Source organism: Paenibacillus sp. IHB B 3084 (assembly GCF_001447315.1).
Taxonomy (GTDB): domain Bacteria; phylum Bacillota; class Bacilli; order Paenibacillales; family Paenibacillaceae; genus Paenibacillus.
The window spans coordinates 3,996,143-4,018,883 of sequence record NZ_CP013203.1 but is presented as its reverse complement, the minus strand read 5'-3'; the positions used below and the strand labels follow the sequence as shown (position 1 = coordinate 4,018,883).

The 22,741-nt window shown below is 48.0% G+C and carries 15 protein-coding genes, 1 tRNA gene, 4 pseudogenes and 2 riboswitches; of the genes and pseudogenes, 7 read left to right on the top strand and 13 right to left on the bottom strand.

Going from position 1 to position 22,741, the window contains the following annotated elements; all coding sequences use genetic code 11:
- Nucleotides 1–14: 14 nt before the first annotated feature.
- The 7 genes from lon to ASL14_RS18805 form a co-directional block, all read right to left on the bottom strand.
- On the bottom strand, nt 15–2,351 hold the full coding sequence (gene lon, locus ASL14_RS18835) for an endopeptidase La (RefSeq protein WP_134913023.1): 2,337 nt from the start codon (nt 2,349–2,351) through the stop codon (nt 15–17).
- Nucleotides 2,352–2,462: 111 nt separating this feature from the next.
- Nucleotides 2,463–4,190, bottom strand: a complete 1,728-nt coding sequence (gene lonB / locus ASL14_RS18830; RefSeq protein ID WP_134913022.1) for an ATP-dependent protease LonB — start codon at nt 4,188–4,190, stop codon at nt 2,463–2,465.
- Between the two features lie 228 nt (nt 4,191–4,418).
- Nucleotides 4,419–5,537: a flavodoxin-dependent (E)-4-hydroxy-3-methylbut-2-enyl-diphosphate synthase gene (ispG, locus tag ASL14_RS18825; RefSeq protein ID WP_134913021.1), complete on the bottom strand. Its 1,119-nt coding sequence runs from the start codon at nt 5,535–5,537 to the stop codon at nt 4,419–4,421.
- Nucleotides 5,538–5,647: 110 nt separating this feature from the next.
- On the bottom strand, nt 5,648–6,904 hold the full coding sequence (gene clpX / locus ASL14_RS18820; protein ID WP_025684004.1) for an ATP-dependent protease ATP-binding subunit ClpX: 1,257 nt from the start codon (nt 6,902–6,904) through the stop codon (nt 5,648–5,650).
- Between the two features lie 12 nt (nt 6,905–6,916).
- Complete coding sequence (gene clpP / locus ASL14_RS18815) at nt 6,917–7,507, bottom strand: ATP-dependent Clp endopeptidase proteolytic subunit ClpP (protein ID WP_044645652.1); 591 nt, start codon at nt 7,505–7,507, stop codon at nt 6,917–6,919.
- 411 nt (nt 7,508–7,918) lie between these two features.
- Nucleotides 7,919–9,232: a trigger factor gene (gene tig, locus ASL14_RS18810; protein ID WP_134913020.1), complete on the bottom strand. Its 1,314-nt coding sequence runs from the start codon at nt 9,230–9,232 to the stop codon at nt 7,919–7,921.
- Nucleotides 9,233–9,374: 142 nt separating this feature from the next.
- Complete coding sequence (locus ASL14_RS18805; RefSeq protein WP_189338176.1) at nt 9,375–10,286, bottom strand: hypothetical protein; 912 nt, start codon at nt 10,284–10,286, stop codon at nt 9,375–9,377.
- A 258-nt stretch (nt 10,287–10,544) separates the two neighbouring features.
- Here ASL14_RS18805 and ASL14_RS18800 point away from each other — a divergent pair.
- Together ASL14_RS18800 and ASL14_RS18795 are read left to right on the top strand one after the other, a co-directional pair.
- A tRNA-Arg gene (locus ASL14_RS18800) sits at nt 10,545–10,618 on the top strand.
- 224 nt (nt 10,619–10,842) lie between these two features.
- A complete protein-coding gene (locus ASL14_RS18795; RefSeq protein ID WP_134913018.1) occupies nt 10,843–11,607 on the top strand; it encodes an exodeoxyribonuclease III in 765 nt (254 codons plus the stop codon).
- A gap of 67 nt (nt 11,608–11,674) precedes the next feature.
- Here the strand turns inward: ASL14_RS18795 and glpK are convergent, their stop codons facing one another.
- Nucleotides 11,675–13,168, bottom strand: coding sequence for a glycerol kinase GlpK (glpK, locus tag ASL14_RS18790; RefSeq protein WP_134913017.1), 1,494 nt, complete (start codon nt 13,166–13,168; stop codon nt 11,675–11,677).
- A 31-nt stretch (nt 13,169–13,199) separates the two neighbouring features.
- Nucleotides 13,200–14,021: an MIP/aquaporin family protein gene (locus ASL14_RS18785; RefSeq protein ID WP_134913016.1), complete on the bottom strand. Its 822-nt coding sequence runs from the start codon at nt 14,019–14,021 to the stop codon at nt 13,200–13,202.
- A gap of 319 nt (nt 14,022–14,340) precedes the next feature.
- On the opposite strand from ASL14_RS18785, the gene ASL14_RS18780 reads away from it, so the two are divergent.
- The 5 genes and pseudogenes from ASL14_RS18780 to ASL14_RS18760 all read left to right on the top strand — a co-directional run bounded on the left by ASL14_RS18780 (nt 14,341) and on the right by ASL14_RS18760 (nt 17,660).
- Nucleotides 14,341–14,577, top strand: a complete 237-nt coding sequence (locus tag ASL14_RS18780) for a hypothetical protein (protein ID WP_134913015.1) — start codon at nt 14,341–14,343, stop codon at nt 14,575–14,577.
- Nucleotides 14,578–14,590: 13 nt separating this feature from the next.
- Nucleotides 14,591–15,046, top strand: a pseudogene (locus ASL14_RS18775) (carbohydrate ABC transporter permease); the annotation flags it as partial.
- A 23-nt stretch (nt 15,047–15,069) separates the two neighbouring features.
- Entirely contained in the window at nt 15,070–15,897 is an 828-nt protein-coding gene (locus tag ASL14_RS18770; protein ID WP_134913014.1) for a carbohydrate ABC transporter permease, read from the top strand.
- Nucleotides 15,898–15,933: 36 nt separating this feature from the next.
- Nucleotides 15,934–16,080 (top strand): annotated as a pseudogene (locus ASL14_RS18765) (NADH-dependent alcohol dehydrogenase); the annotation flags it as partial.
- 224 nt (nt 16,081–16,304) lie between these two features.
- Nucleotides 16,305–17,660 (top strand): radical SAM/SPASM domain-containing protein, encoded by a 1,356-nt coding sequence (locus ASL14_RS18760; protein ID WP_134913013.1) that lies wholly within the window; start codon nt 16,305–16,307, stop codon nt 17,658–17,660.
- A 208-nt stretch (nt 17,661–17,868) separates the two neighbouring features.
- On the opposite strand, the gene ASL14_RS18755 is transcribed toward ASL14_RS18760, so the two are convergent.
- The 4 genes and pseudogenes from ASL14_RS18755 to ASL14_RS18740 form a co-directional block, all read right to left on the bottom strand.
- Nucleotides 17,869–19,287 carry an alanine/glycine:cation symporter family protein gene (locus ASL14_RS18755; RefSeq protein WP_335338597.1) on the bottom strand — a complete coding sequence of 473 codons (1,419 nt, stop codon included), beginning with the start codon at nt 19,285–19,287 and terminating at the stop codon, nt 17,869–17,871.
- Nucleotides 19,288–19,446: 159 nt separating this feature from the next.
- Nucleotides 19,447–19,541, bottom strand: a riboswitch (glycine riboswitch).
- A gap of 17 nt (nt 19,542–19,558) precedes the next feature.
- Nucleotides 19,559–19,635, bottom strand: a riboswitch (glycine riboswitch).
- A gap of 191 nt (nt 19,636–19,826) precedes the next feature.
- Nucleotides 19,827–21,283, bottom strand: a pseudogene (locus ASL14_RS18750) (glycoside hydrolase family 1 protein).
- A 66-nt stretch (nt 21,284–21,349) separates the two neighbouring features.
- Nucleotides 21,350–21,520: pseudogene (locus ASL14_RS18745) on the bottom strand (family 1 glycosylhydrolase); the annotation flags it as partial.
- A gap of 30 nt (nt 21,521–21,550) precedes the next feature.
- The gene (locus ASL14_RS18740; protein WP_134913011.1) at nt 21,551–22,591 is read right to left on the bottom strand and encodes an oxidoreductase; all 1,041 of its coding nucleotides are present in this window, start codon (nt 22,589–22,591) and stop codon (nt 21,551–21,553) included.
- Nucleotides 22,592–22,741 lie beyond the last annotated feature (150 nt).

The following is a 22,741-nucleotide window of genomic DNA, read 5'->3' as shown; positions in this document are numbered from 1 at the left end:
TCCTTAATTCCTCTCTAATGTACCCTTGCCTGCTCAACCAAAGCATGCTTTAGCACCTGATCCATATGGGCAACGGGAACAAATTCAACATCCTGCCTGATACTGTCGGGAATATCCTTTAAATCCCGTTCATTATCCTTGGGAAGCAGAATTTTTTTATACCCTGCCCGGTGGGCTGCCAGCGACTTCTCTTTTAATCCACCAATCGGCAGCACGCGGCCGCGCAGGGTAATTTCCCCCGTCATAGCCACATCTTTGGATACATGACGGTTGGTCAGCGCTGAAATCAACGCTGTAGCAATGGTAATTCCCGCCGATGGTCCATCCTTCGGAATCGCTCCCTCCGGAATGTGGATATGAATATCATTTTTCTCATAAAAGTCCGTATCAATGCCCAGCTCAACCGCTTTGGAGCGAGTGTAGCTAAATGCGGCCTGCGCGGATTCCTTCATAACGTCTCCCAGCTTACCTGTAAGAATCAGCTTACCGCTGCCGGGTACGACCGTCACTTCAATCATCAGCGTTTCACCGCCGACCTCTGTCCACGCCAAGCCTGTAACCGTACCAATCTGGTCTTCCAGCTCCGCTACACCGTAACGGAATTTGGCGACGCCTAAATAATCTTTCAGATTGTCCGGTGTAATTTGAATCGGGCCTTCTCCACCGGATACCACTGACTTCGCAGCCTTGCGGCATAAAGAAGCCATTTGCTGTTCGAGATTCCGCACGCCGGATTCACGGGTATATTCACGGATAACACGCAGCAGCGTATCCTCCCCGATGTCCAGTTGCTCCTCTTTCAAGCCGTGCTCTCTCTTCTGCTTGGGCAGGAGATAACGATTAGCGATTTCGAGCTTTTCCAGCTCGGTGTAACCCGGAATGTACAATGTCTCCATCCGGTCCATCAGCGGACGCGGAATATTATGCGCGGCATTGGCTGTCGTCACGAACATCACATTGGACAAGTCAAAGGGCAGCTCGACAAAATGGTCACTGAACGTATTGTTCTGTTCGGGATCAAGCACCTCCAGCAGTGCCGCCGAAGGGTCACCACGAAAATCCGAAGCCATTTTATCAATCTCATCCAGCAAAAAGACCGGATTAGACGTTCCAGCCGTCTTCATTCCCTGAATGATGCGACCTGGCATCGCGCCTACATAAGTCCGGCGATGACCACGAATTTCCGCTTCATCCCGCACGCCCCCAAGAGAGATGCGGACAAATTCTTTCCCCATGGACTTGGCGATGGAACGAGCCAGTGAAGTCTTGCCCACCCCCGGTGGACCTACGAGACACAGAATTGGCCCCTTAATGGTCTTCACCAGCTTGCGTACAGCCAGATACTCCAGCACCCGTTCCTTCGGCTTATCCAGTCCGTAGTGATCATCATTCAGTATCTCTTCAGCCTTGACGATATCCAGATCATCATCCGTAAACTTGTTCCATGGCAAGCTTAACAGCCAATCGACGTAATTACGGATCACCCCGCCCTCGGCAGAGCTTGCAGGCATCTTCTCCAGACGGTCAATTTCCTTCTCGACCTTCTCCTTTACAGGAGCGGGCAGCTCCAGCTCACTTAACTGATTGCGCAGCTCTTCTACTTCTCCTGCGCGACCTTCCTTCTCGCCAAGCTCTTTCTGGATCGCCTTCATTTGCTCACGCAGGTAATACTCCTTCTGCGTTTTCTCCATCTGTTTCTTCACGCGCTGGCTAATTTTACGTTCCAGCTCCAGTACCTCACGCTCGTTATTCAAAATATCCAGAAGCTTCTCCAGACGTTGAGTTACGTCGATCGTCTCCAGAATATCCTGCTTTTCCTTGATTTTGAGCGTCAGATGACTTGTAATCACGTCAGCAAGCCGTCCGGGCTCCTCAATGTCGGATACCGCAGCGAGAGTTTCGGGGGTTACCTTTTTGGACAAGTTGATATAATGCTCGAACTGGGTCAAAACAGTACGCATGAGCGCATCCGTCTCGGGATGCACGTTTTCTGCCTCATGCAGCTCCTTTGCCAGTACCTCGTAATATTCCTCATTGTCCGTATATTGAATAATCTCGGCACGTTCCAGCCCTTCCACCAGCACCCGAATCGTTCCGTTGGGAAGCTTGAGCATCTGGCGTACTTTGGCTACCGTGCCGACTCGAAAAATATCCTCTTGTGCGGGTTCTTCAATATTCACTTCTGATTGAGAACACAGGAGAATCAAATTATCTTCAACCATCGCTTTTTCCAAAGCCTTGACCGATTTTTCTCGGCCCACATCGAGATGCAGAACCATGCTCGGGTAGACCAGAAGTCCTCTTAAAGGCAGCAAAGGAAAACGACGACCTTTTGTCTTGTTGGGTCCCATCGCTTTCACACCTCCAGTGATTCTCAAGTTCCGGATTTTACAATCCTTCAAGTTGTTATCTTTCATATTTTATCAAATGTTTTATGAAAAAACCAATGAAAGGGTAGTTCATTAGCAAGATCCTGTGTCCGATATCGTCCCGTTATGCGTCCCATCGGCCTGCAACAGGGAAGATTGGGATGGGCGAAAAGTCTCAATTGGCGTGTGTACAGGTAAATCTGACGTCAATTCCTCTCCAAATACGTGCTGGAATACTTCCGTAACCGACTGCACCGGAATGACTTTCAAGCCTTCAATGCTGTCAAAAAGAGACTGCCAGTTGTCCTGCGGGATGATCACCTTTTTAGCCCCTGCCTGAAAAGCAGCCTCAATCTTGGCTAATACGCCGCCAATCGGTTTAACACGCCCGTGAATGCTAACCTCTCCGGTCATCGCAATTTCGTGATCCACCGGAATTCCCCGCATTGCAGAAGCAATAGCTGTTGCCATCGCAATTCCTGCCGACGGGCCATCTACTGGTGTTCCTCCGGGGAAATTAATATGCAAATCGTAATTCGACGGCGATAAACCGAGTGTACGCAAAACGGTCAACACATTTTCCACAGAGCCTTTGGCCATACTTTTACGCCGTAGTGTACGGGAGCCACCGCCAATCTCTTCCTCATCAACTACACCCGTAATATTATAGGTTCCCTTTCCCGCAGGAACCGGAACTGCTGTAACCTCAATCTCCAGCAGCATACCCATATTCGGGCCATATACGGCCAAACCGTTAACAAATCCGATTTGTGGAAGACCCGGTATTTTCCGGTCAGGACGCGGTTGAATTTGGCTGCTGCCTGCTACCCATTCCACATCCGAAGCGTTTAGACGTTCCCGTTTCTCCGTAAGTGCCAATCCAGCAGCAAGCTGAATCATATTGACGGCCTCCCGGCCATTTGTGGCGTAACGCTGTACAACTTCAACCGCCTCCGGGCAAGGACCGAAGCCCAGCTTGTGGACGGCATCCTCAGCAATACGAGCAATTTCCTGTGGCTGGAGAGCACGGAAATAAATTTCCATGCACCGGGAACGAATGGCAGGCGGCAGCTCATGCGGCGAACGGGTCGTCGCACCTACCATACGGAAATCGGCAGGCAAACCATTTTGAAAAATATCATGGATATAAGCAGGAGTATTCGAATCCTCCGAGTTGTAGTACGCGCTCTCCAAAAATACTTTACGATCCTCCAATACTTTCAACAACTTATTCATCTGTGTAGGGTGCAACTCACCAATTTCATCAATGAACAGCATGCCACCATGTGCCTTCGTTACAGCTCCGGGCTTGGGCTGCGGAATACCCGCCACCCCCATCGCTCCAGCACCCTGATAAATCGGATCATGCACCGAACCAATCAACGGGTCTGCAATACCCCGCTCGTCAAAACGGGCAGTCGTCGCATCAATCTCCGTGAATTTGGCGTCTCCCTTGAACGGGGAGGACAGGTTTTTCTTAGCCTCTTCCAGCACCACGCGCGCAGCAGCCGTCTTGCCCACTCCTGGTGGCCCATAAATAATAACATGCTGGGGGTTCGCACTGCATAACGCTGCCTTGAGCGCACGCAGTCCGTCCTTCTGACCGACAATATCCTGTAATGTGGCGGGACGAGTGCGTTCAGCCAGCGGTTTGGTTAATGAAATGGAACGCAGTTTGCGCAGCTTATCCAGTTCCTTGCGGGATTCCCGGTCCACTGCGCTGCGGTTCGTCTTCTGACTCCGCAAAAGGTTCCAGAAATACAGACCGATGACAATCCCAAAAAACATTTGCACCAACAACAAAATCATAGTAAAGTCCATCGTATTTCCTCCGTTTCTCATCTCAGCATTTTGAAAAATGCCGCTAAAATGCCGTCTATGAAAAACAGTATTTCCTTTTCCCCAATAGCTAAACGGCAGTCTTCCAAAAGATCAGAGAGAAAATACAAAAACACCGTGAAGAACAGTTCTGTAGCAGAGCTGCCCTCCACGGCGTTTAAATGATGGCAATAGAATATGATTATGCCTCTTTATGGGAATCGATTTTGTCTATACCTTCTCGGCTGTATGACGTTCCTCGCGACCCGGAATTTTACCCGTCTCTTCATACGCCTTGACGATGATGTCAATTTCTTTTTTCAATTCGTCAACCATGTCAGCCTCGGGAACTTTGCGAATCATTTTTCCGTAACGGAACAGAAGTCCTTCCCCACGCGCTCCGGCAATACCGATATCGGCTTCCTTTGCTTCCCCCGGACCGTTCACCGCGCAACCCAGTACCGACACTTTAATCGGCACCTTGAGTTTCGCAATATAGTCTTCGACTTCGTTGGCGATAGAGAACAGATCAATATCCAGACGTCCACAAGTCGGACAGGAAATCAAAGTCGCAGCATTCGTGATCAGCCCAAAGGTTTTGAGCAGTTCCCGCGCAACCTTCACTTCTTCAACTGGATCGGCACTCAGCGAAATACGCATGGTCGAGCCAATGCCCGCTGCCAGCAAGGCACCCATTCCCGCTGCACTCTTAACGGTTCCGGTAAAAAGCGTACCCGCTTCGGTAATACCCAGGTGTAGCGGATATTTGATGATTTCGGCTGCCTTCGTATAAGCAGCAATCGCCATAGGCACATCAGATGCTTTCAGCGACACGATAATATCGTGAAAATCAAGCTCTTCCAGTATACCGATATGATACAATGCGCTTTCTACCATCGCTTCCGGCGTAGGATAGCCGTACTTATCCAGCAAATGCTGTTCCAATGACCCGGCATTCACACCAATCCGAATCGGAATTCCCTTTTCCTTGCATGCCTTAACGACAGCTTCCACTTTTTCACGACGACCAATGTTGCCGGGATTGATACGAACCTTGTCAATTCCGTTTTCAATCGCCAGCAAGGCCAGCTTGTGGTTGAAGTGAATATCCGCTACAAGCGGAATATGGATCTGTTTTTTAATTTCCTTAATGGCTGCGGCAGCTTCCTCATTGTTGACGGTGACCCGTACAAGTTGGCAACCCGCCTCTTCCAAACGGAGAATTTCAGCGACGGTAGCTTCCACATCTGCTGTTTTGGTCGTACACATGCTTTGGATGATGACTTCATTGCTGCCGCCAATCGTCAGGTTCCCGACTTTAACGGGACGTGTGTCTTGTCTTAAGAACATGTACTTTTCTCTCCCATTAACACCAAACCTCCACCCCATAAAACCTCATATGGGTTTAGTGAAGTGGAGATCCGGCTTCTCATGTTTTAGAGATCGCGAAGTATCAATCCTTAGGCGCTCTCTTCTTGTTTTTTATCCTTATCTGTACCACCGAGTTCCGGTGCGATTTTATCTTTTACAACTTGCTCATTGATGACGCAAGTCGTGATATCATCACGGGAAGGAACCTCATACATCACATCCAGCATAATGCCTTCAATGATCGCACGAAGACCACGGGCACCCGTGTTACGCTTGATGGCTTCACGGGCAATGGCTTCCAGAGCATCTTGCTTAAACTCCAAAGTAACATTATCCAGTTCAAGCATCTTCTGATACTGCTTGACTAAAGCATTTTTCGGCTCAGACAAAATACGAACCAATGTGTTCTCATCAAGCGGCTCCAGCGTAGAAATAACCGGCAAACGTCCTACAAACTCCGGAATCAGACCGAATTTCAAAAGATCCTCAGGCAATACCATAGAAGTATATTCACCCGGTTTCAAATCCTTTTGATCTGTAGTCGCATTAAAACCGATGACTTTCTTGCCAACACGACGTTTGATCATTTGCTCCAGACCGTCAAAGGCACCGCCGCAAATGAACAGGATGTTCGTCGTATCAATTTGAATGAACTCTTGATGAGGATGCTTACGACCACCTTGTGGAGGTACAGAAGCAACCGTGCCTTCCAAAATTTTAAGCAATGCCTGCTGTACACCTTCACCCGATACATCACGTGTAATGGATGGGTTTTCGGATTTGCGGGCTACTTTATCAATTTCGTCGATGTAGATAATGCCACGTTCAGCTTTTTCCACATCATAATCGGCAGCTTGAATCAATTTCAGCAAAATGTTCTCAACGTCTTCGCCCACATAACCCGCTTCCGTAAGGGAAGTAGCATCTGCGATGGCAAAAGGAACGTTCAAAATTTTAGCCATGGTTTGCGCAAGCAACGTTTTACCTGAACCTGTAGGTCCGAGCATCAAGATGTTACTTTTTTGCAGTTCCACATCATCAATTTTGTTTTGCGTATTAATACGTTTGTAGTGGTTATACACCGCTACGGACAATGATTTTTTCGCTTGATCCTGACCAATTACATATTGATCGAGAATGTCACGGATTTGCATTGGTTTCGGAATGTCTTTCAGATCTACTTCTTCCTCATGACCCAGTTCCTCTTCCACGATTTCCGTGCACAACTCAATGCATTCGTCACATATATATACGCCTGGTCCGGCAACTAGCTTGCGAACCTGATCCTGAGATTTACCGCAGAAGGAACATTTCAGTTGTCCTTTTTCATCATTAAACTTAAACATAGAGCCACCCCTTTACAGATTAATCGGTCTAGACAGCACCTGGTCAATGATACCGTATGCTTTTGCCTCTTCCGCTTCCATGAAGAAATCCCGGTCAGTATCACGTTCGATTTTTTCGAGGGGCTGACCCGTACGCTCTACATAGATTTGATTCAGCTTGGCACGCGTTTTGAGAATCCAGTCCGCATGGATCAGCATATCGGAGGCTTGCCCCTGAATGCCACCCAACGGCTGATGGATCATGACTTCGCTGTTAGTAAGCGCATATCTCTTTCCTGGAGCACCTGCTGTGAGCAGCAAAGAGCCCATACTTGCAGCCATGCCTACACAGATCGTCGATACATCCGGCTTAATGAATTGCATTGTATCATATATACCCATGCCCGCAGTTACAGAACCGCCCGGCGAGTTAATGTACAAATTAATATCCTTCTCCGGATCTTCCGCAGAAAGGAACAATAGCTGTGCAATGACGAGATTGGCGACATCGTCATCAATTGGGCCACTCAGGAAAATGATGCGATCCTTAAGCAACCGCGAGTAAATATCGTAAGATCGTTCTCCTCGATTCGTTTGTTCCACAACCATAGGGACGAGACTCATCACGACCAACCTCTTTTCTTTATTAAAATGAACACCAGTATTCATCCACTTCCTTAAGTCCCATTAAAACGGAAGCAGTAAGCATGAAACGGGAACACCTTACAAAATATTTTAACATGTTCAGAGTCTCGTGTCATATTTCCATCCGCTCATATATGCAGTGCGGGCTGTTGTACAACGTACTTAGCCGAGACCTTCTCATATTTAACCATGTTTCGTATGTATGTGCAAATGTACAGCAGTGACTTATGTACAACAATAAAGCGCAACTCACAGCACTTTCCATAAACGACTAAAATATGGATTGCCCAAGGTAAAAATAAGGCACGTAACTTTCACTACGTGCCTTATCCCTATCTAATTGCTACGTTGCAGCCTGTTCGGCATACCTCGTATATTTTATCGTTTGAATTACTCGGCAGCTTCAGCTGGCGCTTCAACTTCTTTGCTGTTTTCCAACAACAAAGCGATCGTTTTGCGCAGTGAAATTTCTTCTTTCAGGTTTGCGAACGAGCCGTTACCTTCCAGAATACCGCGAATTTCTTCAACCGAACGTTTGTAAGCTTCAGCCATGTTTTTCAGCTCTTCATCAATTTCCGCTTCGGAAACTTCGATGTTTTCCGCTTTTGCCACTTGCTCCAGCACGAGGTTGTTGCGTACACGCTTCTCAGCATCCACTTTCATTTGCGCTTCCAGATCTTCCTGGCTTTGGCCGGAGAATCCGAGGAACATTTCAAGATTCATGCCTTGGCTGCGCAGACGGTTGTCGAAATCGCGAACCATATTTTGCACTTCACTTTTGATCATGGCTTCAGGAATGTCGATTGTTGCGTTATCAGCAACTTTCTCAACTACCGCACCCTCACGGGCAGCTTTAGCTTCGTTTTCCTTACGCTCCAGCAGTTGCTTTTTCAAGTCTTCCTTGAATTCAACCAGTGTATCAAATTCGCTTACGTCTTTAGCAAATTCATCATCCAGCTCAGGAAGAACTTTGCGTTTCAGTTCATGAACCTTCACTTTGAAGACTGCTTGTTTGCCAGCGAGATCAGCCGAATGATAGTTCTCAGGGAACGTTACTTCAACGTCCTTGGAATCGCCTGTGTGCAAACCGATCACTTGCTCTTCAAAGCCAGGAATGAACGTATTGGAGCCCAGCTCCAGAGAATACTTCTCAGCTTGTCCGCCTTCGAATGGAACGCCATCCACAGAACCGTCAAAGTCGATAATAGCCGTATCGCCGGATTGTGCAGCATCTTCATCAACGACAACCAGCTCGGCATGACGTTGTTGCAAACGCTCCAGCTCTTGAGCCAGCTCTTCGTCAGTTACTTCGAGTTTGCTTACAGGCACTTCTACACCTTTGTACTCACCCAAAGTCACTTCAGGCTTAACAGTAACCTTGGCTTTGAATTTGAAAGATTCGCCTTTAGCGAATTGATCAATTTCAACGTCAGGGCTGTCTACCGGGAAAATATCCGTTTTTTCTACAGCTTGGCTGTAGGCTTCTGGCAGCAGGAAGTCAATTGCATCCTGATACAAGCTTTCAATACCATAACGCTTTTCAAAAATAGGACGTGGTACTTTACCTTTACGGAATCCTGGTACACTTACTTGTTTAGCCACTTTATTAAAAGCTTTGTCGAGTGCAGCGGCTACACGATCCGCGTCAACCTCAACTTCAAGAACCCCAAGGTTCTTCTCTATTTTCTCCCAAGTTGCTTTCATTTTATGCTTTCCCCTCCAACAAAATCTTCACTTAGTTTTCATACGATCAACGCACACAAAATAACCACTATAGTATATCTAACATTACTATCTTTTTCAAGGGCAGCCCTTTGAATGCTTCACAAGTAACCGTTTCCGGCCGTTATGGAGTGTTCATTCCCGCCGCTACGAATAGACGCATCGACCGGTATACCTGCTCAAAACGGAAGCGCAACGCATCGGTAATGCCGTATATAGCACGGGTTTCTTCCTCATCCTTGTTGCCGCTCAGACTCTCCGATACCGTCTGATGGAGTGCTGCCGCCCAAATATCCGGCATCCCGTCCTCCTCCACCAGCATTGACCTGTAATCTTTCGTACCGTACACCGCCATCACAAACTGCGACCATAGCTCCTGCGCAAAATAGAACAGCGTAGGCTCATGCACTTCAGTCTGATCGGCCACCCGCTCCAGAATACGCATAATCGGTTCAGGAAATTCATCCGGCCGCAACGGAATAGACTCAATCTCGATTTCTGCCTTCTCATCTCCCCGGCTGATTTCGATCGTCCCTTCCATTCCGCGTCGTCGTAGTGTCTGCAAAACACGGAATTGAAGCAGAGGGTGGATTTCCCGTTCCTTAATCCAGTTAAGCAGCGCATCGTCGATTTCCGGCAGATCCAGATAAGACAGTTGTTCCAGCGCTAAAATCGTCTGTTCCGACAACGGTTCATCCATAGCCATACGTAGCAACTTGTTGCCGTAGCCTGCATCCTGCTCCTGCTTGAAGCGCGCATTTCGGCGGGCCAGCTCTGCTTCACTGACCTCATCTTCTTCCGTAGCGTCCGTTTCCGCCCCTCTGTCGGCATATTGTGGAAACGCGGCTTCCAGCCATTGTAAAAGGGCATCCCACTCTTCGTATTGCTTCTGTTCCTGACCCTGACATTGCATCAAAAAACGCAGCATCGCCATCGCCTCTCCGTAACGTTCGTTTTCAAGCATTACAGTGAGTTGAATTTGATAGTAATCCAGTGTCTTCGGAAACAAAACAATATTATTTTCTTTTGTCGTCACCTTGGAGTCCTTTATTCAAGGCACCCCCTCTCCACCGCAAGCTAAAGTATTTGTAGATTATATGAGAAACAGCGGCCGAAGTCCAACCTCTCGTCTTCCACATATTCACCTGTATTCTAACATACCCTTTTATGAGGCAAAAAAAACGATAGCTACCTTGATTTTTATGCTAAAGAAAGCCTGAATTCCGGATATATGCGAAATAAAGCTTGAATCTTTTTTATCCATGTGATATATTAATATTCGCTTGAATTTTATGTCCCAGTAGCTCAGCTGGATAGAGCAACGGCCTTCTAAGCCGTCGGTCGGGGGTTCGAATCCCTCCTGGGACGTTATCGTGAGAAGCTTCCGTAAGGGAGCTTTTTTTCGTTTCACAGCCCCCGCACAAAAAAATATATTCTATTCTAATGTAGAAAAGTTCGTATCCACTTCAAAAAAACGCTGAGAATGCTATCATCTAATGTTAAATATTTTCCGACGAGCATGGAACTGACGAAGTGCCACAGAAATAAAGCAGTATGCTTACATATTTGGTACGGCAAGGGAGAATTAATAAATGAAAATCATATCTTGGAATGTCAATGGTTTAAGAGCTTGTGTGACCAAAGGATTTTATACCTATGTAAAAGAAACAGATGCCGATATATTTTGCGTGCAGGAAACCAAGCTTCAAGAGGGACAAATTGTCATGGAGAACATGGAGGAATACACGCAGTATTGGAATTATGCCGAAAAAAAAGGATATTCTGGCACTGCTATTTTCACCAAAATCAAACCGCTTTCCGTACATTATGGCCTGGAGGAAAATGAAGAGCCGGAAGGTAGAATCATTACTCTGGAATTTGAGAAGTTCTATCTGGTCAATGTGTACACTCCGAATACCAAACGGGATTTGTCCAGACTGCCTTACAGACTGGAATGGGAAGACCGATTCCGCAGCTATCTGCAACAGCTGGATACGTTGAAGCCTGTCATTGTTTGCGGCGATTTGAACGTGGCTCATCAGGAAATTGACCTGAAAAATGCGAAAGCCAACCACGGAAATGCCGGATTTACGCCTGAGGAACGTGACAGAATGTCGCAGTTGCTGAGCGCTGGATTTATAGATACTTTTAGACACTTTTATCCCGACCGAACGGATGTTTATTCCTGGTGGTCCTACATGCCGAAGGTGAGAGAACGGAATATCGGCTGGCGAATCGACTACTTTCTCGTCTCGGACAGACTTCGCCCGTTGTTGTCAGATGCGAAGATTGATTGCCATATTACAGGCAGCGATCACTGTCCCGTTATATTAGAATTGCAGGATATTTCAGCATAATTCCTCTTTAAAACTATGACAAAGGCCGCTCTGCAAAGAGCAGCCTTCTTTTTCACGGTTACAACACTCATTTGTAGGCCATCGTCGCATTCACGGCCTTTTTCCAGCCCTCATACAAACTGCTGCGCGTTTCTTCATCCATAGCGGGGCCAAAAGACCGCTCCACCTTCACACGCTTGCGCAGCTCATCCATGCTCTTCCAATATCCAATCGCCAAACCTGCCAGACATGCGGCTCCGAGTGCCGTCGTCTCATGGATCACAGGCCGTTCTACTGTGGCATCGAGAATATCGCTCTGGAATTGCATCAGAAAATTGTTCAGCACGGCTCCTCCATCCACCCGCAACGTCTTCACGGCAATGCCGGAGTCAATTTCCATCGCTGCAAGCACGTCCTTCGTCTGGTAAGCAAGTGCCTCCAGTGTTGCGCGGATAAAATGCTCCTTCGTGGTGCCACGTGTCAGGCCAAACATCGCTCCACGCACCTCACTATCCCAGTATGGACTGCCCAGGCCGACAAAAGCTGGTACCAGATACACCCCTTCCGAAGAGGGAACGCGGGCTGCATAGGCTTCACTGTCTTTGGCTTCACGGAACATGCGCAGACCGTCACGAAGCCACTGAATCGCCGAACCCGCTACAAAGACACTCCCCTCCAGCGCATATTGCACCTTGCCTTCCTCCAGCCCCCAAGCGATGGTCGTAATAAGTCCATGCTTGGACTCCACCGGTTGATCGCCCGTGTTCATCAGCATGAAGCAACCTGTGCCGTAAGTATTCTTGATCATCCCTTTTTCGTAACAAGCCTGACCAAATAGAGCCGCCTGCTGGTCACCCGCTGCGCCTGCAATCGGTATATTTTGACCAAAAAAATGATAATCCACCGTATGAGCATATACCTCGGAAGAAGGCCGTACCTCAGGCAGCATGTTTTTTGGCACACCGAGAATGTCCAGCAGTTCTTCGTCCCACTTTAGCTCATAAATGTTATACATCAGTGTTCTGGCTGCGTTGGAATAGTCGGTCACATGCGCCTTGCCGCCGGATAGCTTCCAGATCAGCCACGAATCAATCGTACCGAACAGCAAGTCGCCTCGCTCTGCCTTTTCCCGCGCACCTTCTACATGATCCAGTATCCACTTCACTTTTGTGCCTGAGAAATACGGGTCAATCAACAGCCCTGTTTTACTGTGGAATAGCTCCTGATGCCCTTGCTGCTTCAGTTCTTCGCAGATCTCGGAGGTTTGGCGCGACTGCCATACAAGTACGTTATACACAGGAAGTCCTGTATTTTTGTCCCACACGGCTACCGATTCACGCTGATTGGTAATGCCGATAGCGGCAATTTGGTTCGCTTTTACACCGGATTCGGATAGACAGGATGCAATGACCCCAAGAATGGAACTCCAGATTTCATTCGCATTCTGTTCTACCCAGCCGGGATGAGGAAAGTATTGCGGAAACTCCCGCTGAGCCGAGTACACCACATCCCCTTTACTGTTAAACAAAATCGCTCTTGAGCTTGTCGTTCCCTGATCCAGTGACAAAATATATTTTTCCATCGTTGATCTCTCCCCCTGTAATCCGCTCATTTTATGCTGTTATTTTATTAGCTTTATCACTTTTATAAGTACGGCTGAAACGAAAGGTAATCATAAGTACCACTACAATCATACCCAACACAATCCAGAAAGCTGGAGTCATATTCCCTTTAAATACGGTCTGGTAAAACAACCCTCCGAAAGAGCCCCCCAGCAACGGACCTACAATTGGCACCCAGGCATATTTCCAGTTAGATGTGCCTTTACCGGGAATCGGAAGCAACCAGTGCACAAGACGCGGGCCCAAATCTCTAGCCGGATTAATAGCATAACCTGTCGTCCCGCCCAAGGACAAGCCGATACTGACAACCAGAAAACCCACAATAAGTGGTTTCAGTCCCTCAGTAAAGGAGTTGGCACCGAATGACTGCAAAGCAAGAACAAAGATGAAAGTACCTATCATTTCACTAAGCACGTTGGCGAACGGATGATCCATAGCCGGTCCTGTAGCAAATACACTGAGTTTGGTTGCTGTGTCCTCCGTCTCTTTCCAGTGGGGTAAATAATGCAGAACCACGATCACGGCACCCGCCATGGCCCCAAGAAGCTGAGCTGTAATATAGCCCGGAACATCCCTCCACGGAAAAGCTCCCTGAAATGCAAGCGCCAGCGTCACCGCCGGATTCAAATGTGCTCCGCTGATCTGGCCAACCGCATATACCGCAACGGCGACCGCGAGCCCCCATCCGAATCCGATCACAATCCAGCCAGAGCCGTGGGCAAATGATTTTTTCAGGGACACCCCTGCGCACACTCCGCCACCTAGAGCAATAAGGATCATTGTCCCTACGAATTCGGCTGCGTATGGCGACATACAACCTACCTCCTCAATAGATCAACCGATTTTTAATCGCTTTCACCGCGCACAAAAAAAGAAAAGCCATCACAAACCGCCCCCTGTGCTCTTGCATGGGATGTCTGCGTGGCTCTCTTGTCTCCGTCACGATTATTAACTTAAATTTGATATTATATAAGCTTGTAAGCGATGTCAACTGCGGATTTGCGTCTTTTTATGTACTAAAATAATCGTTGACCGTGTCAGATTTCCCGATTTATGATGTAAAAAATAGACGAAAATAAGAATTTCAGGATGGTACGACGCTCCCAAACTCGACGAAGAAGGGAAGAATGTTATGCTGAGATTTCTGCAAAAAATTGGCAAGTCGTTAATGCTTCCAGTAGCCACACTACCCGCCGCAGGGATTTTACAAGGATTGGCTCTGATTAACTATGAAACGGATATACCGCAAGCCGGACATAAACATTCCTGCCGATTTATCGCCTGCGAAGAAACGTGTCAGGTCACCATGAACGACCTCGCCTGCCGCATTGGTGTAGTCTCCAATCTGAAACCACGCGATAGAGTTTAGTACATGGTGCACCCTGGGCTTGCCTATGATCCAGTGGCTGAATGTGCCGTGGGGGATCCAAATCGCCGTTTCCTCCATGGTTGTATGGAGATGGACCGGCTATAACGCGATCATCTACCTGGCCGGACTCCAGAGTATTCCGCATGTGCTGTATGAGGCTGCGAAAATAGATGGGGCAACTGGAGCGCAAGCTTTCTTCCGCATCACCATTCCTATGCTTCGTCCGGTCATCCTGTTTACCGTAATTACGTCCACCATCGGGGGCATGCAGCTCTTCACCGAGCCACAGGTACTGGTCGGTAATGACGGTGGTGCCGGAGCAAGTGGCATGACCATTGTGTTGTACCTGTATCGTGAATCGTTCATTAACAACTATTTTGGATATGGTGCAGCCGTCGGATGGGGCATGTTCCTCATTATTGCCCTGTTCTCCATCGTGAACTGGAAACTCGTACAAGGCAAAAAATAACGGCATGAAGGGGGTTTTACAGCATGATGCAGGCACGTGTAAAATCCGTTATTTTATATACTGGGCTGTTGGCGGGAATGATCCTGTCGATGTTTCCTTTTTACTGGCTTATCGTCATGGCTACCCGTACAACTTCGGACATCTATCGTTTTCCACCACAGTTGTGGTTTGGAAGCCACTTCTGGAGCAATGTGACGAGAGTATTGCAGCAGATTGATTTTGCCGGAGCCTTTTTTAATACGCTTTTTGTAGCCAGCTCCGTTACCCTGTTGGTGCTGTTTTTCGATTCACTGGCCGGTTTTGCATTTGCCAAATTTGATTTTCCGGGCAAAAAAGCATTATTCATCATCCTGCTGGCTACGATGATGGTCCCTTCCCAACTGTCGCTTGTCCCCTCCTTTGTCATGATGGCTACCTTTGGATGGGTAGGTACGTTCAAAGCACTGATCATTCCGGGGATGGTGAATGCCTTCGGCATCTTCTGGATACGCCAATATGCGGAGGAATCCATTCCAACGGAACTGCTGGATGCGGGGCGGATGGACGGATGCAGCTTTTTTCGGTTGTATTGGAATGTGGCGCTCCCGATTCTACGTCCTGCGTTCGCTTTTCTCGGCGCATTCACCTTCATAGGAGCATGGAATGATTATTTATGGCCGTTAATTGTATTAACCGATGCGCGCAAATTTACGCTCCAGATTGCACTGTCCCAATTGAACGGGATTTACAATACGGATTATGCGATGGTCATTGCTGGCACCCTGCTGGCTGTACTGCCGCTTATCATTTTGTTTCTTTTCATTAGCCGCCAGTTTATTTCCGATCTTGCCGCCGGAGCGGTCAAAGATTAGATTTACTTAAATCCCACCAAATTAATTTTTGGAGAAAATCATATGATGAGCCACGTGTTTGAGCAGTATTTTCACAATGTCAAAAATACACCTTTGCAAGATCGCATATGCTTTTCCGTACTGCAAACCGTCATTGAAACTGCTCCTAAGCTGCTGGAGGATCTGCACAGCTACGAGCATCGCTATAAACATCCGATTCCGTTCCCAAGGCTGCCATGCTCCTGTAATACGGGCATGACAGCCTTTTTAGTGTGGAATGCCTGTTCTTGTCTTGGCGTGAGAAATGTGATGAGTGTCATTGCCAGCCTTTCATCTAAAAGCCATCATTGTAGAGTTGTCATTTCGGACTGGTGAACAGGATCAGCCCAGAACAATATTTACAACAACAAAGGATGTGTAACGAATTCATGACACAGAACGTGCAATGGAAGCCTTCGCGTTTTAATGCGCGAACCGCAGTGGATGACGGCGGGCTTATGCTGTTCAACAGCTATACAGGAGCCCTCGCGGTATTTGGGCCAGAGGAAAATCAGCAGGTAGTGGCCTTGCTTGACGCCAGACCGGATGACCCTGTGCCTGAAAGCAGCCTTTCCTTGCAGGAGCAGCTTCTACAGCATGGCTTTCTGGTCAATGCTGCAACCGATGAGCTAAAACAAGCGGAGGAATTACATCAGTCTGTGCAGCAGCAGAATAGCATGCATCTGGTATTGCTCGCTACCGAAGCCTGCAACTTCCGTTGCGTCTATTGCTACGAATCCTTCCCGAGAGCGACGATGAAGAATCACGTTGTGTCCGGGCTGGAAGCCTATATTCAGCAGCAAGCTCAAAGCGGCAATCTCCAGCAGCTCACGATTAGCTGGCACGGGGGTGAGCCATTATTGGCGCCGCACGTTATAGAGCAACTATCTCAATCCTTTATTCGCTCCTGCGACCAGCATGGTGTCCTCTATGGCGCAGAAATTTCGACGAACGGCTACTATTTGTCCCGTGAACGATTTGAGCAGCTGTTGGACTGGCGTGTGGAACGATTCATGGTTACGCTCGACGGCAGCGAGGAAGTCCACGATGCACGACGCGGGCTGCATGGCGGAGGCGGTACATTCCGTCGTATCGTCGATAATCTTCTGTCTTTAAAAGACGTACAACGACCGTTTGAGATTAATTTGCGCGTTAACTTCGATAACAGTAACCTGGAGGCCGTCACTGACTTTATCCCGCAGCTTACGGAATGGTTTGCAGATGATCCCCGATTTAAAGTATATTTCCGGCCTGTCGGCTGTATGGGGGGCGAAAATGATCTGAATTTGCCCGTATGCGACGACCGTACGAAAGACCGTAAAATATGGGAGTTTAACGAAGCAGCCATTGCACAGGGATTGACTGTCAGCTCCTTTATCTCGGATATCCTGCTCCCTACAGGAGCCATATGCTACGCAGCCAAGCCCAATTCCCTGATTATAGGATCAGACGGAAAGCTGTACAAATGCTCAGTCGCCATAGATCAGGAAAACAATCAGTTGGGCCAGATTCACGGGGATGGGAGCATGGAGCTGGATCTCGATAAAATGGCGCTGTGGACCACTTCAGGTGAAGAAACGGACGCAAAGTGCCAAGCCTGCTTTTTCCGACCTGCCTGTCAGGGGAATCATTGCCCCCTGTACCGGATGCGCACGGGGAACCGCCCTTGCTCCTACGAAAAACGGCAGATCAAGCGAACCTTGCGTACGGTATGGCTGCAATCCCAATCGGAGGAGGTGAAATAACATGAAGATTATTCGTCCTGCTGTACGACCTACAGCGATTACAACTGGCCGTCTGTCCAAATCTGTACCCGGCAATTTAAGCTAATCCTAAAGTAGGCTAAGTACACATATCTATAGAGCGCCCGAGCTTCATCCTGCTCTATAACGCAAAAAGGGAGTGCCCTCCCAGCCTGTAATGGCTGAGGGACACTCCCTTTTCGTTGTTTCTTTACGAGCTAACTGTTTGTCCTTTTTCTTCTATGTCTATGGCTGCTCCTGCACTGGCACCTGCAATTATTCCCTTTTTCTTGTTGGGATACAGGGAATCCATATAGGTACGGGTTTCTGCAACTACAATTCCCGACAAGCCAAGCAGTGCAATCAAGTTCGGGAAGGCCATCATGGCGTTAAAGATATCTGCCAGTAACCAGATCGCATCCAGCTTAATAAACGCGCCTCCGGCAACCAGTGCAATGAACAGATAACGGTACGGTTTAATCCATTTGACACCCAGCAAATATTCAACACAGCGTTCTCCGTAGTAGTTCCAGCCAAGCATCGTGGTGAACGCAAACATAATCAGAATGATTGTGAGCAGTTCCGCACCAAGCGGGAATGCGCTGGAGAAAGCTTGCTGCGTCATCAAGCCCGCATCGGTAGGACCGCTCCATACGCCGCTAACCAGCAGCGTCAACCCGGTCATCACACAAATAATCATCGTATCTATAAAGACACCTGTCATGGAAATCAACCCCTGCTCCGCAGGCCATTTGGTTTTGGCGGCTGCGGCTGCAATCGGTGCGCTTCCCAATCCGGCCTCATTGGCAAAAATCCCTCTGGCTACCCCGCTGCGCATTGCCAGCATAATTGTAGCCCCGGCAAATCCACCCGTCGCAGACGTCGTGGAAAATGCCGAATGCAGCACAAGCGCGAGTGCGGCAGGAATCTGATCGGCGAACCGAATCAGTACGATCATACAGATCAGCACGTACAAGCCTGTTTTGAAGGGAACGACTTTGGTCGATACCTTGGCAATGCTTTTGAGCCCTCCAATGGTAACGAGTCCCGTAAGGGTAGCAATGATCACTGCCGTTACAATCGGCGGAACACCAAAGCTGTTTTCGGTCGAGGATACAATCGCTTTGACCTGCGGAAACGTTCCAATCCCGAACAGCGCCACCAGCATCCCGGAAAAGGCGAACAGCATCGCCAGCGGTTTAAAGCGGCGTCCAAGCCCTTTTTCAATATAATACATAGGGCCGCCGGAAAATTGTCCATTCCGATCCTTCACCCGGTATTTTACCGCAAGCACACCTTCCGCATATTTCGTCGCCATCCCGAAAAAGGCTGCAACAACCATCCAGAACAAGGCACCCGGTCCCCCCAGCTTAATCGCTGTTGCAACGCCGACGATACTTCCTGTACCTACTGTAGCCGCCAGCGCCGTACTCAGGGCCGCAAAGCTGCTGACATCCCCGCTACCTTCATTTGGGGCCTTGCCGATCAGCTTGATCGCCAGAGGCAGGCGGAAAACCTGCAACATTTTCAAACGTATGGTCAGCCACAGACCTGTTCCCATGACGAGAATGATCAGAGGGGCACCCCATATCCAACTGCTAATCGCTTCTAACACATGTACCAAATTCATTTCAACCCGCTCCTCCAGCATATTAAAAAACAAAAAAGAGTCAAATCCGCTGATTCGACTCCTGGAGAGGTTAAAGGCACGAAAAAATACAACCATCTTGTGCAGGATTCAGCCACTAACAGCTCATAAAAAAGCCTAGGGCATCCCCTGTCACAGGTTATTCGCGTCTCTGTCCTTTTGCCTGAGAGTTTAAGCAGATGATATCTGCGGTGCACCTTCGGCGCCCAATTAAGGGTCTCTCCAGAGTTCTGTCCGTTTACGGTCCCGCTTGTTGCTGTTATCAGCCCAAGCACCTGAGAGTTTTGCCCCTTCGGTCGGAACTTACGTTCCATCTCCCGCAAACATCAACCAGACATATGAAATTGTTTTTTATTATACAGAAAACTTTCAGCTTTTTACAAGTGAAAAATTTGTGAAGTCGTTTGGTTATCTTAAGATGAGCCTATAAAATAAAGGCGGGCGCAGCCAGATTCATCCTCATGATGTTCTCTGCCGCACCCGCCCCCAGGCCATATTGGGTTATATTCAGTTAGCTTGGATTACAGTTCTTCGCCGTTGGTGGCAATTACATTTTTGTACCAGTCAAAAGAATCCTTCTTGGAGCGCTTCAGTGTTCCGTTACCGTCATCGTCCAGATCAACATAAATAAATCCGTAACGCTTGGACATTTCGGAAGTGGACATACTCACGAGGTCGATAGGTCCCCAGCTAGTGTAACCGATCAGATCCACACCGTCCGCAATCGCTTCCTTCATTTGAGCGATATGTTGGCGCAAATAATCAATGCGATACGTGTCGTGAATGGAGCCGTCTTCTTCCACCTTGTCATATGCACCCAAGCCGTTTTCCACGATGAACAGCGGCTTTGATAACGGTCATATAATGTGTTCAGCGTAACACGCAGGCCGATCGGATCAATCTGCCAGCCCCAGTCAGAGGATTGCAAATATGGATTTTTCACGCCGCCAATCAGGTTCCCCGCTGCTTTCTCGCCTTCCGGACCTGCAGAGACAGTCAAGGTCATGTAATAGCTGAATGAGATGTAATCGACCGTGTTGTTTTTCAGAATTTCGGCATCGCCGGGTTCTGTGTGCAAAACAATATTATTTTCTTCAAAATAACGGTTCATATAATTTGAATATTTCCCACGGGCATGTACATCCGTAAAGAACAGATTCATCTGGTTTTCATGCTGACTTTTCAGCACGTCTTCCGGGTTACACGTATGTGCATAGCTTTCCATACGAGCCAGCATACATCCGATTTGAGAGCCAGGAATAATCTCATGGCCTCGTTTTGTCGCCAATGCGCTCGCCACAAACTGGTGATGCAGGGCTTGATAGATCGCTTGCTGCTTGTTATCTACACGGTCAATGACCACACCGCCACCTGTGAACGGACTCATCGTCATCACATTGATCTCATTAAAAGTCAGCCAGTATTTCACTTTATCCTTATAACGTGTAAACACCGTTTCGGCATAATTTACGTAGTGCTGTATTACTTCGCGACCCAGCCACCCATTATACTTCTGTGTCAGACCTAGCGGTGTTTCGTAATGGGACAATGTCACCAGTGGCTCTATCCCATACTTGCGCAGCTCGTCAAATACATTATCGTAAAATTGCAGTCCTGCTTCATTCGGCTCTGCATCATCGCCATTCGGGAAAATCCGCGACCAGTTGATGGACATACGGAATACCTTAAAGCCCATTTCCGCAAACAATGCGATATCTTCTTTGTAATGATGATAGAAGTCCACACCTTCGCGCTTTGGAAAACGGGCATTTACCTTGCCAGCCAAAATGTCTTCGAGTCGCTCGGACGAAATCTCTATAGCATGATCGTTTGTGCGCTCTGCTTTGGGTACATAGGCAATTACGTCCGCACTGGACAATCCTTTTCCATCTACGTCAAAAGCGCCTTCCAATTGGTTGGCTGCGGTTGCCCCGCCCCACAGAAAGTTTTTCGGAAATCCTTTTAATGTCTTAGTCATAGTATAAGAGCCTCTTTTCTTAGTTTATAGGTTAACACTTGTGGAGCATTCCAATCAGGTGTTGTCCTGCGCAAACAGCTTGATATCTTCTTTGTAACGATGGTAAAAATCAATACCTACCAGCTTCATATTGTCTTCTGTAGGCACTTCTGTAATAGAGCCCTTGATTCCTTGTGGCGATACGTCCTGAGTGGACCAGCCATTACCATCCTCGTTATAAGCACCCTCACACTGGTTATGGCATAACTTCCTTTCTTGATGGCAAGTCTATCGCCGGAAATCAACGATGGACGGGGAAGGCTGCTTAAAGCCGTTTTCCAATATTTCAATTGTCAGCAAAATCTCCTCGTCCTTCACCAGCTTGGGTGTGCCGTTCACGATAGACGCATACAATGAGTCATACAGTTGTCCATAATCTCCTACCGGTGTAGGAATGGTTTCTTCAATAGCTTCACTGCTACCGGGTAGCACGTATTTAAGCTTGCCATAGGAAGACGGATCATCCAGTCCGAAACCTTCCGCATCCGGGGTCTTGCCGGCTTTCAGCCAGGTTTCCTGCTGATCGTCCCCCCATTTGACAAAGCTGCCTTTCGTCCCGTGAATGGTGAACTGCGGGTAAGGCAGACACACCACAAGAGAGGTTTTGACAATCACTTTTTTGTCCGGGTAATACAATATGGTTTCATTGTAATCATCAGCGCCCTGAGGAGTACGAATGGACTTGATGTCATACCCGACTTGCTCCGGTCTGCCAAATAAGGCGATGAGCCTGTCCAATGTATGAACACCGAGTCCGTAGTACATTCCGTTGACAGGATTGCCGCCGGGCATACTGGCATCGGGACGGAAATAGTCGTAATGGGATTCAATTTCGACGATGTCGCCCAGTTTTCCGGAATGGAGAGCTTCCTTGAACGCCAGATAATCGCTGTCAAACCTACGGTTTTGATAAGGCATAATGATGAGATTATGTTCCTTGGCGAGTTGGGTCAGTTCCCGCGCTTGCTCAAGGTTTTCACAAAAAGGCTTTTCCACCAGCACATGCTTGCCATGGGATAGTGCCAATTTTGCATATTCATAATGCGTAGAGGAAGGCGTACATACAACGACAAGTGATATTTCCGGGTCGCCCAGAACGTCCATAATTTGGTCCGAGAACTGAATGTCCGGGTAAGCCGTTTCCATGTCCTCCCTCACTTGGCGTGTGAACACTCTCGATACTTGAAAGGTGTCCCTGATCTGAACATAGGGCAGATGATATCTGGTTGTACTTTTGCCAAATCCTAAATATGCAATTTGAATCGTCATTTCGCAAATCCCCTCGTTCCCTAAAGGCTTAGCTTTACGATATCGCAAGTATTGCCAGAATAATACCACATCATAAGAACTGTTCTTTTGAAATGCATTGACAGATGATATAAAATGGACGTAATGCCCTCATAAGCATCCTAAGCGTTG